Raw genomic sequence first — 12453 nt, 5'->3', positions numbered from 1 at the left:
ATTTTAGAATTTAACATTTAAACCAAATAACACCGTCCGTGGTCGAGGGTAATAGCCCAGGTCGATGCCCGACACCCAACCATCTGTTCCGTAGCCGATCTCGGGATCCATGCCATCATATTTGGTAAAGGTGAATAGGTTTTGCCCCTGCACGTAAAAACGGATCTGATTCGCGTATTTCCACTTGATCAGCTTAGAAAGGTCATAGCCCAGTGTGACATTGCTAATCCGAAGAAAATCGCCATCCTGAATATATAGATCTGAAAACTGCCAATTGACGTTTGTCTCGGTCACGCGCGGAATTGTATTTGACGTGCCCTCGCCAGTCCATCTATCCAATATGCGTGTTGTATAATTTGCCTGCTTATTGGTATGATTACGATAAGACTGCACAATTTTGTTTCCTAACGATCCATAGGCATTGACCGACAAATCAAATCCTTTATAGTCGAAGCCGATGTTAAATCCATAAGTAAAATCAGGCATGCCCACGCCCAGGTTTGTCTTGTCAGAAGCATTGATGATTCCATCGCCATTTTGGTCCACGTACTTTACATCTCCCGGCTTTACATCCGCTTGCAGCACACCTTTGCCCGCAGTTTTCCATGCATCGATTTCTGCTTGGTTCTGGAATAATCCATCAGTCTTATAGCCCCAGAAATAGCCAATTGGCAATCCATTGGCTGCGCGGTAAAATTCCTCCGAATTATCGTATAACATCGCAGTCTGGCCGTGGATAATACCATCTTCGGTAGGGATCTTACCGACCTTATTTTTGTTGTAAGCCCCATTTACACCCAGGCGGTATTTGAAGTCATTTACCTTATCGGCCCAATTGAATGCTAGCTCTACCCCTGTATTTTTCACATCACCACCATTTATAAACGGAGGCAGCGTTCCGGTGGTTGCCAACACTGGCGCGGTTACTAGCCAGTCCTTTGTCTTTTTGACATAAAAGTCAGCGACAACATCCAGACGGTTGTTTGCAAACTTGGCATCAAATCCAATGTTTGTCTGTTCTGAAGTCTCCCACGTTAAATTTGGATTTGACAGGCGGCTTGGATACGCACCTGCAATATTGTTATTGCTGGTTCCAAATACATAATGTGCACCTGGATTGGATGAGGTGATACCTGTTGAGGTGCTGATCGGTGCAGCATACTGAAAATCGGCGATATCCTGGTTGCCCACCTGGCCCCATGATGCCCGCAATTTAAAGAAATTGATTCCCGCTAAGTTCTCTTTAAAGAATTCTTCTGACGATAATACCCAACCTGCCGAGACCGATGGAAAATATCCCCAGCGATTGTTGCGTGAGAATTTAGAAGATGCATCTGCCCGTAAGGTCGCATTCAGCAGATATTTTTCTTTATAGTTGTAACCCAATCTTCCGAAATAAGAGACCCTCCGTGTGACGTTTTCCGGTCTTCCGGAGACAGTCCGCGTCTCTACCACATTTCCTTTCTCATCCAAGTGCGCCTGCCCCGTGGTATTGTCCAAATAAGCATGTGCAAAATCATTGAATTGAGAAAGCAGGTTCCAGTTAGATCCAGATAGATAAGTGCCTTGATACCGTAATGATTCCATCCCCACCATCGCCGAGAAACGGTGATCTGTATTGAGATCAAAATCATAAGAAGCCGTATTCGTCCAAGTCAGGGTATGGCCTTTACTCATGTTCTGTGAAGTCGTGGTATGGTCCTGATTGTAGGTATAGATCGAGAAACGATACAGCGGTGTAAAACTCCTGTATTCGGATGCATAATAATTGAATCCCAATAGTGACCGTACTTTCAAGCCTTTGATTGGCTCTACCTCTGCGAAGACATCTGCAAGTAACTTTTGGCCATCATTGTTGTTGTTCGAGTTGGTCATCATGACCCCATAAGGATTGCTATCGCCATTGTACCAAGGCGAGTTTGAGGTATCGTTAAACGGGCTACCATATAAGCCATTGTCGGAGTAGACCGGCGATAAGGGCGAAGTAGCAAAAGACCCCCGCAGTGTATTGTTGTATTGATTGCCGACACCGATACCACGGTTTTTAATGTAGTTAAAATTGAGGTGCTGACCGATTTTTACAAAATTGTCGAAGAGCTTATGTTCCGAATTTGTCCGGAAACCATAACGCTGGTAATTGGACACATCTTTGCCACCCACAATCCCTTCCTGACCGATATAATTCATTGACAAGGCATAGGTAGACTTTTCTGATCCGCCGGTCAGTGCAACATTGTAGTTATCCATTTTTGCATTGTCCTTGAGCATATAATCCATCCAATTGGTATTTGCCAGGCCTTCCATCTTATCAAAATCAATCATCGAAGCTCCAGAGTTCAGCGATTGCTCGTTCATGATAGCCTTATATTGGTTGGCATCCAGCAACTTCGCTTTGCGCGATACATTCTGTATACCCGTATATCCATCAAAAGAGAGCACACTTTTGCCCGCAGCCCCCATCTTTGTCGTCACCAGGACAACACCATTAGCGGCTTGAGAGCCATAGATCGCAGCAGAAGCCGCATCCTTTAATACATCTATGGATTGGATATCGGCCGCATTCAAGACCGAAATATCACCACCTGGTACCCCGTCAATGACATAAAGGGGCCCCGAATTGCCTATCGTCCCCAACCCGCGGACAACCACCTTCATGTCCGCCCCCGGCTGGCCCGATGTCGAGGTGATGGATACCCCCGGAGCTTGTCCCTGCAAGGACTGTAAAGGATTCAATTGATTCCGTTTTTGAAGTTCTTCGCCCTCAACCTTCAGGTTTGCACCCGTATTTAACTTTTTCTTTTGTACACCATAACCGATTACCACTACTTCTTCAAGATCCGAAGCACTGGGCTGCAGGCGAATCGTCATGTTGGGACCAGTCACCGTAATTTCCTCCGTTCGATAACCCACATAGGATACCGTCAGTATCGTGCCTTTGGCAGCAGTCAATGAAAACTTCCCCGATTCGTCACTGCTTGTTGCAGTCTGCTGATTCTTTACTTTAATACTCGCCCCCCCGATCGGCAAGCCGGAATCAGCCGAAACAACCGATCCTGTAAAGGACTGTGCCCAGACCAATGAGGTCACGCTGGTCATGACCACGACAGCCACGCCCCTGCTCAACAATTGTTTGCTTATCATATGATTTGATTTAAAAAATTGGTTGTTACTTATTTTAATTTAACTTGTAAGGCTTTTCCACTATAGGAGATCACCGTTGTTTTTTTCTTTTCACTATCTACCCCAACGGTATTTTTGTCATTGACAAAAACGACGTTGAATTTTCTTTGGGACAGCATACCCTCAAACTCACCTTTACGATTGGCCAAAGACAATGTTTTTGTGGTATGGTCATAGTTGAAGTCGATCTGGCTATACTTACCTTTCTCATAATTATAATTGTTACCCTCATCTTCATACAATGAAAACTGACCATCAGCACCATCATAGACATACAGATCCAGCACATCCTGCTTTTTCTCGGTTGTATATTGCATGACAGGGCCGATAGGCAATATTGCTCCAGCTTTGACATATACTGGAATACGTTCATAAGATGTTGAAATAGGCAAGTTCTGCCCGCCCGCCACCTTATGGCCGCTGTATAGATCATACCAGTCTGCTCCCTTCGGAAAGTGGATTTTCCGGGAAGTCGCTCCTTTTTCCGTGACCGGATTTACCAATAAGGAAGGCCCCCAGAGATATTGGTCATTGATGTCAAATCCATCTTTATCCTGTGGAAAATCCATTGCCAGTGCCCGGATCATCGAATAATCTTCAAAAAATGTCTTTGCAGCCAGGCTGTAATTGTAAGCAAGTAATTTATAGCGCAGATTGATTGCGTAAATCATGCTGTTATATGCAGGGTGTCCCGCAGGGGCAATCTGATATGGTTCCCGGTATGGGAATTGCCCATGTGCCCTGAACAAGGGCAAGAATGAACCATATTGGTACCAGCGGCTGTTCATTTCACGCCATTCCTCTAGGTCAGTGGCATTGGGCTTATGGAATCTGTTTTCAACCAGAAAACCACCCGCGTCCATTGTCCAATATGGTGTACCCGACATCGAAAAATTTATACCACCGGCAATCTGGTCTTTCATGTCATGCCACCTGGAGGCGATGTCGCCGCTCCAGGCCGCCGCCGCATACCGCTGTTGTCCCGCAAAAAATGAACGTGTCAGGATAAAAACCCTTTTGTTGGGATCTGTTGCACGCTGCCCTTCATAGATCCCCTTTGCATTTTGCAATGGAAAAGCATTATAATAGCGGACCGAAGAACCGATACTAGGCTGAAAAACAGACTTGCGTTCATCCAGGTCGATGTTCGAATGGATATCCGGTTCGCTTGCATCCATCCACCAGGCATCGATACCTATCTTAAACAGGTTGTTGTCCAATAATTTCCAGAATCCATCCCTTGCCCCTTGATTAAAAGGATCATAGAATGTCGATGTATAGCCCTTCCCGATCCAATCTTTGCGACCATCATAAATATTGCGCGGATAGATCCATTTGTTGGCCTTAAATTCGCTGTATACCGACGATTCTTCGTTGATTTTTGGCCAGGCCGAAATCATGATTTTCAAGTGTTGATCATGTAATTTCTTTACCATGGCTTTGGGATCAGGAAAACGATCCAGGTCAAATTTTTGGCTTCCCCAGTCATTTTCTTTCCAGTAAGACCAGTCTTGAACGATATTGTCAATCGGAATTTTCCGCTTCCGGAATTCGGCGGCGACCTGTTCTATTTCTTCCTGTGTTTTATAACGTTCTCTGCTTTGCCAGAAGCCAAAGCTCCAAATCGGCATGATCGGTGCCTTGCCTGATAAGTGCCGATAGCCAGCGATGACCTCATCCATGGAAGACCCCTTGACAAAGTAATAATCAATTGCATCCCCAGCTTCCGAATTAAATGAAAATAAGTTTTTACGGGCTTCAGGAATTGGACTTTGCCAATTTAACGTAAAATAAGATTCACCCCCATCAGGTATCCATTCCATGCGGATTTTGTGGGGCTGATCTTTTCCCATTTCCTTTTCAATCTCAAAAGTACCTGCATTCCAGGACTGCCGCCAGCGGTCGGCCAGCAGTTCGCCGTCTATCCAGACCTTCATATAACCCGAATATTTAAAGTGCAGCACATGCTTGCCCGCATAAGGAGATGCAATATTTCCCTCGTAGATCACTTTGGTATCTGCCAATTTCACATCCTTTGGAAACTTATGCTGATCCGTCAGGTAGCCATAATCGATAATGGATTCAGGCCGCGATAGATAGACTTCGGCTGGATTGTTACGATTCACATACGAGGCGGTGAGCCAACCTTGCTGACCTTCCTTTGATGAAAGTTTAAACGCATTTAACGGCAATAAGGGACGTACGTCGCCGGCTTGGGTAATGGAGTAGTTGTGCCATAGCAAACCATAATTATTGGTGGAAACCAAAAACGGGATACCGATTTCGGTATTGTATTGCAACAAGGTGACCTGTTTGCCACGGTTATAGTTCATGACCGCATTCTGATGTTGTCCAAGTCCGTAGATTCCTTCTTCAGGATTGACGACAAAGTCCTGGTTGATGCGATAAAATGAATCGCCATTGTAACTATCCGCTGTAAAGGAGCTTGAATTCCGTTTCGCTTCACGGACAATGGGGAGGCCATTTAAATCAAAGAATTCCACTTTACCATTTTTGAGGGAGACGATTGCCTGCACATTGGCCGTTTTTACATTTACCGTCGAGTCGGTGGATCCTACGGTCAATGACTTCACTTGCCGACGCAGCGAATCTACGATTACGAGGCTAGATTGCTTTGGAAAGGCGGCACCTGCAGGAACGGCCGTCACCCGAACGATTTTGTCCGTTACGACGTCCAGATAGACATCCTGATCGATTGAAGTTTCCGAATTTTTGAAGCTGACTTTAATGCCGGTTGATGTTTTTTCATAATGAGCTTTGTTGACTTGCCCGAATCCCTGATGCATCATCGCGACGAGCATCAAACCGCTTAAAGCATACGTTAAGTTGCGCATGTAAATAAGATTTATTGGTTACTGTATTCCCTTGGTTATTCATTGTCCTTTTTTATCAAAAGAACATTTCAAATATAGAATGCAACCGGTTGTCTTATGGTTATGATTTGTTAACATTTAGGGGCTAATTTGTTAACCTGAAAAGTCCTTAAATAAATAAAATAATCCTTATTACACTGTTTTAAAGTTGCTTACGGTAAAAAGAAGGTAAATTGCCAAATGCGGATTTAAAATATTTGCTGAATTGTTTCGGATTTCCGAATCCCACTTCATAAGCGATTTCCGCCATGGATAATTTGGAATTTTGTACCAGGTGCATGGCCCGTTTGAGCCGGATATGCCGGATATATTCCATGGGAGAATACCCTGTGATCGCAAGTACTTTTTTGTAGAGTCCAACCCGTGTGATATTCATTCGTTTTGCAAGCAATTCGACCGATAGCGAGGAGTCGCTTAAGTCCTGTTCAATTTCCTTCACAAGCGTGCGGATAAACTGTTCATCCGCGGATGCTATTTCAGGTTGCGCAAGGTTGACATTAATCTGTTTTTTATAGCGTTTTACCATTTTTTGCTGCTGACTGAGGATCTGTGCCAGCTTAGATCGCAATAAATTGATATTAAAAGGTTTATTGATGTAGTCGGTGGCACCAGCCTGCAGTGCCTCTAATTCAGTTTTCTGATTGACGACTGCAGTCACAATAAGCACCGGGATATGGGCATACTTGACCTGATCCTTTAGATAGCGACAGAGATCCAATCCACTTTCACCAGGTAGGCTCAGATCGGTCAAGACCAGATCAATCTGCTGCCTGGCCAGGAGTGATTTTGCTTCACTGACCGTATGTGCCGCAACAATTGTATAGTCCAGACCTAGTGTCCGTTCCAGATACTGCATGAAATCAGCATCGTCCTCGAGTACTAGAATACATGGCCGGCCCTGATTTGCATTGTCATGTGCCTCGGTAGCTACATTGACGGTCTGTATGGGCAACTGTACAGAAAATGTAGTCCATTGCGGATTACTCGCTAAGGTAATATTCCCGCCTAAAAATTCCACATAGTCTTTGACGATCGAAAGCCCAATACCGGTACCCTGGTTTAGTTTACCATTGGGTACTTCCAGCTGAAAGTAGCGTTCAAATACCCGGGATTGAAGCGGTTCGGGAATGGGCGTACCCGTATTCCTGATTTCAATAGTGAGCAGTTTTGCCGTCACTGTCGCCTCAATTTTAGCTTTAAATGCCACAATCCCGTCCAGTGGGCTGAATTTGATTGCATTTGAGACCAGATTGAAAATAATACTCTCCAGTTTATTCTTATCAAACCAAGCGGTACAGGGATCCGGGGCAATATGCATCTGGAGCAGCACCCGATTACGCTGTGCCAACCCGACAAATGCATCAAGCTGCTCACGGATAAATCCCATCAGATCACCATATTCCTCACTCCGTTCCAGCTCACTTTTTTCCAACTTTCTAAAATCCAGTAACTGATTCACCAATTTCAGTAGGCGATCGGCATTTTTCTTGATGAGGTTGAGATCTGCTTTTTTACCTTCATGCTGTTCCTCCTCGAGTAAGTGCTGTGTGGGGGTCAGGATCAAACTGATCGGTGTCCTAAATTCATGGCTTATATTGGTAAAGAAGCGTGTTTTTAAGGCGTCCAGTTCTTTAGCCTGCAGCGCCTGCTCATTGGCGAGATAGAGTTGGTTGCGTGTCTTTGCGCGCAGTTTTGTCAAATAAGAAAATGCCCATAAAGCAGCCAATGCAAGTCCGGCATAAAAGACGAAAGCCCAGTTTGAACGCCAAAACGGAGGTTGTATATCAATCGTTAGCAGGAGAACACCTTCAGACCAGCTATTCGAGTCGATGGCCCGCCGAATATATAAGTGATAAGTACGCGAGCCTAGATTGGTAAAGTTGGCCCGCATTGTCCCAGGTTCAAAATCAAACCATTCATCACTCAGTCCTGCCAATTGATATTGGTAGAGTCCACTATGTTGTTGCAGATAATCAAAGGTCGACAACTCCAGCGATAAGGCGTTGAGGTTGTGCGGCAGGCTGAGCTCTTTCAGATTATTGAGTGATTGACTGTAGATAACACGCCCCGAGAATTCTTCGCCTACTGCTATTCGCTTGTTGAATAAATAGAGATTGGACAATACGGGTAGAATCAGTTCACCCTCTCCCCTGACTCTTGCCGGGTCGATAAAATTGAATCCCTTGGGACCACCAAAAATAAGTCTGCCATCCCCCATCTTTAAAGCTGCGTTTTCATTAAACACATTACTTTGCAGGCCCAATTCCTGTGTAAAATTGCGGATTATAAACTTGTGAGCCTGTCGAGTGGCGACAATTTCGGACAAGCCCTTTACACTTGAGCCCCAGATATTTCCCTGATTATCGACCAATAAAGCCAGGATAGCATCGTCGCTAAGTCCATCCTTTGTTGTCAGGTATGTTATTTTCCCACCTTCGATGATATGTAGTCCATCTTGCGTAGCTACCCAGATACGACCTTGTTTATCCTCCTTTATGTCATAGATGAGATCATTCCTAAGTTTCCTCGGCGAGCTAGTTGTGCTGATGTAGGTAATCTTGTCGTCTGGTTCCAGTACGGCTAAGCCTGTGGCGGTTCCGATCCACAGCCGCTTTTTAGAATCCTCGAACAAGACCGAGATGTAATTGTGATTTCCCGTAAGCCCCTGCTGGTTATATGCTTTGGAAAAGTGTTCCGTTTCTTTATCGAATAGATACAGACCACTGCTCAGTGTCCCTACCCAAAACCGATGCGAACTATCTTCAAAGATTTCCCATACGCTATCATCGTTCAATTTTCCAGGTCGCGGATCGCGATGAAAAACTTTGAAATTTTTGCCATCGAATCGACACATCCCCCCGCGATAGGTTCCTATCCACAGTATATCATCGGTATCTAGGAATAGTGAAACAATGACGTTGCTGCTCAAGCTATTTGGATTATGCGCATCATGCAGGTACTGTTTGAAAGTCTTTTTCACACTGTCATAATAAAGCAGCCCACCTCCGTTTGTCCCGATCCAAAGGTTACCCTTACGATCTTGGACAAATTTATTGACATCATCAAAAGGAAGTGATTTGGGCAATCCAGGATAATTTTTAATCAATGAAAACAGCAACAGATTGGGATGATAATAGCTGATGCCGCCTTTGTAGGTGCCGGCCCAGATAATACCCGATTTATCCTTGTACAAGGAAGTTATACTATTATACGGAAGGCTTCTTAAGTCATACCGGTCATTGCCGATGATCTCAACAGAATGATTACTCTTATTAAATACGTTTATTCCACCATGATCAGTACCAAGCCAGATAGACCCCTTATCGTCCCGCACGATATTGCCCACAAAAGGGTTTGACAATTCTTTTTGGAGATGATTGACAGACCAGTTATTTGCATTAAGCCAATACACACCAATAGGAATATCTTTTGAGAAGACCCATAGATCACCATCTTTATCCGCAAATAGGTTAAAATTTACCGGTTTATTTGTTGAGGGCAGCCTGGTAGTCCGGATGCTTTGTAATGATTTGGTATCAATAAGGCCGAGCAAGCCATTGTCATAGATCACCCACATGGCTTGTCCCTGACCGGGGATGACATCGGTAACCCTACTGCTGGCGGTCAGTCTGGGAACCGGCCGATAGGTCTTTTTTAGTTTATCATATAGGCCCAACGAGCGATCGCTATACAGTATTGCAAAGGTCCGAGCATCTATCTGTCGAATGGTATATACATCTTTAATGGGCAATTTTAAGTTGGCCAGTATCGAGTCAAGCTGTTGAACGATGGTGCCCGAGCGCTGGTCATATATATTCATCTGATTGGCGGTACGGATCCAGACATTGCCTTCAGGGCCCTCAAAAATAGCAGAAATGACGTTGCTGCTCAGACCTGTACCCTTACTGGCAGAATAACGGAAATTCGTAAATTGTACACCATCAAATCGGCTCAGGCCAGATTCCGTACCAAACCAAAGATAATTATACTTATCCCGGAGTGCACAATTAACGTGATTATGAACCAATCCCTGGTCAGATGTCAAGGTTTTGAATGCATAGGTATTGACTTGTGCAAAAGCAGCAGACTGACCTAATATGAGTAGAAGGAATAAGTAGCGACAGGCGGATAAAAAAAACTTTAGATGCTGCATTGGTTATGATATCCCCAATGATACAAAAATTGATCAAATACAGCAAGTCATAGGAACCTTTTATCAATCGAAATATCAGTTATATGTTTCAACTGTCCATCCTCATCAAAACTGGATTCTGGCCCCCAGTCCGATACGAAAACTTGAAGAATTCACATCATTCAGCTGCGTCGTAAGGCTCGTACCATCGGTTTTAAACAGCTGGTCTGTTCCTGTCCTGGTTGTGAGCCCTGTATAACCCACCTGTAAAAAAGGGTAAATTGCCTTTGCCACCTGACGTTGCAATTGCAGGTATGCTTCCCAGCCCATCCCTTTAGCTTTATGAGTAAAGCTGATCGGATGATTAAATTCCTCCTGCAGATTCCAATTGGCATTGGCCGAATAACGGGGAAAATAGAGGCCACTTATCCCCATCCAAACATGCCATTGATCGACATGATAAGCTGTATTCAATCCCAGAATAATACCATGCCATCTGGGTTTATAAGTACTCTTCAATTCTTTGCCAACGACAAGGGGCTGCTCGCCATCAAGCATATACAAAGTCTGATAACGGCCAAAATATCCCGTATGCGCTGCAAGGCAGAACTTTTCAGTCTTTCGGATGCTGTAATAGATTTCAGCCCGGGCGCTGGTTGCATGACCCCGATCAGCTTTGAAGTCGAAGTCAGCTGTTTTTCCCGTTCTATTGTCGCTTGCATAGTCGGAGTCATTTACGATACCTTGGGTAATGTAAAAATGACTAATTGAAACCATTGCTTCAACCTCTGGAGATAATGTGACGACGGATGATATTCCGAGTTCTGGCCCCCTGAGTTTCCGCCATTTGAGTTCAGAAAGTACATTTGGATTTTTGCCATTTTCGTCGCCTGCAATATTCCAGTCCAATTTTTCCTGGTTCCAGGCTATACTAGGCATTATCGTCAATTTAGTGGTATTTTCCTGCGCAATGGTCACGCCTGAAAGTAAGCCTAAAGACAAAAGGGTAATGTAGTTTTTCATGCCTAATAAATACCATACACCCCGGATACGCTGGGATGTATGGAAGAAGTTAAAATTTAATCGTTAATTTTTGGGATACACCTGCGCGATAAAAGACTTATCAGTTGCAGATAGCACCGTATTGTTTCCAACACTGAAACCATTTGTCGTCAACTGGCTACTGATCGAATAATGCATGATTGAACTACTATCATAACTGCTATATTGCGTCTGAGTCGTTGCATATTTTGCAAATAAATTATTATCGACATCACTTTGTGTCCAATAGTTTGGATAGCCCGCGTAATAGGCATAGACCTTGTCTTTATCCCATGGGATAGCCGCCAGTGGATGTTGGTGTTCATGGATCATTCCCAATGCGTGACCAAATTCATGGATTACTGTTCGGCTAAATTCGGTATCAGGGGTATTATCATCAAACCAGCCAAAATTCATTGTCTCCTGATTGGAAGCAATTCGTAGCGCGTCGGTCCCGATATAAGAGTACGATCCGGCTCCTTCAGTAAAAGTAACTCTTAACTGAGCCTTACCACTGGTCACAAACCGAAAGGTGATATTGGCATATTTGGACCATTCATTGGCATATTGCATTACTTTTTGGCGCACTTTGGTTGATCCACCATACAGGCGCACGGTAATGACGCTTCTATTGGTCCATTTTTTTGCCGTGATGACCGCACCTCTAGGATCAGTACCACCAGGTAAATAGACATCTTTACACACATGCGCATCCTTAAAACCAGCTGGTATATCAGCCGATGCGACTGCTTTTAGTTCAGAAGAATCTTGTGGTGTGGTGATTTCAGTGTTTTTGTTGCAAGCTACCAGGGTAGCCGAAGCGGAAAGGATCAACCCAAATAGGATTTTTTTTCTAAATTCCATACGTTATTATTTTTTAATCTATCATAATTTAAGTCAGCTTACAACGTGGCCACATGAAAAACTAACGAGTGAATAATGTAACACCTCTGTTACATTAAACCAAAGCTAAAAAATATATTTTATTGAAACAATAGTCAAATTAGACAAATTTCAGTTCAGGTTAATTGCTGCATTTTTAAAGAAAATGTATATTCACTTAAACTAAAAATCTGGATGATGTTTTTAAGTTTCTTAAAGAGAGGCTTTAAAGCCTTTTATCGCCATCAGGTGATTTATTTCTTGGACATACCAAGGTTTCTCCATGTTATGCCTAAAACAGAAAACTATACTTCAATACCGATT

The 12453-nt window shown here is 43.9% G+C and carries 5 protein-coding genes; all 5 read right to left on the bottom strand.

Going from position 1 to position 12453, the window contains the following annotated elements; all coding sequences use genetic code 11:
* Positions 1–3: 3 nt before the first annotated feature.
* Positions 4–3141: a SusC/RagA family TonB-linked outer membrane protein gene (locus HPC41_RS10505; RefSeq protein ID WP_172393978.1), complete on the bottom strand. Its 3138-nt coding sequence runs from the start codon at positions 3139–3141 to the stop codon at positions 4–6.
* A gap of 29 nt (positions 3142–3170) precedes the next feature.
* Positions 3171–6035 carry a TIM-barrel domain-containing protein gene (locus tag HPC41_RS10500; RefSeq protein WP_216660729.1) on the bottom strand — a complete coding sequence of 955 codons (2865 nt, stop codon included), beginning with the start codon at positions 6033–6035 and terminating at the stop codon, positions 3171–3173.
* A 181-nt stretch (positions 6036–6216) separates the two neighbouring features.
* Positions 6217–10227 carry a two-component regulator propeller domain-containing protein gene (locus HPC41_RS10495; RefSeq protein WP_172393977.1) on the bottom strand — a complete coding sequence of 1337 codons (4011 nt, stop codon included), beginning with the start codon at positions 10225–10227 and terminating at the stop codon, positions 6217–6219.
* A gap of 105 nt (positions 10228–10332) precedes the next feature.
* Complete coding sequence (locus HPC41_RS10490; RefSeq protein ID WP_172393976.1) at positions 10333–11229, bottom strand: hypothetical protein; 897 nt, start codon at positions 11227–11229, stop codon at positions 10333–10335.
* A 63-nt stretch (positions 11230–11292) separates the two neighbouring features.
* Positions 11293–12111 carry a M12 family metallopeptidase gene (locus HPC41_RS10485; RefSeq protein ID WP_172393975.1) on the bottom strand — a complete coding sequence of 273 codons (819 nt, stop codon included), beginning with the start codon at positions 12109–12111 and terminating at the stop codon, positions 11293–11295.
* Positions 12112–12453: the final 342 nt, after the last annotated feature.

Source organism: Sphingobacterium prati, assembly GCF_013167215.1.
Lineage (GTDB): Bacteria > Bacteroidota > Bacteroidia > Sphingobacteriales > Sphingobacteriaceae > Sphingobacterium > Sphingobacterium prati.
This window is presented reverse-complemented; position numbering and strand designations above follow the sequence as displayed.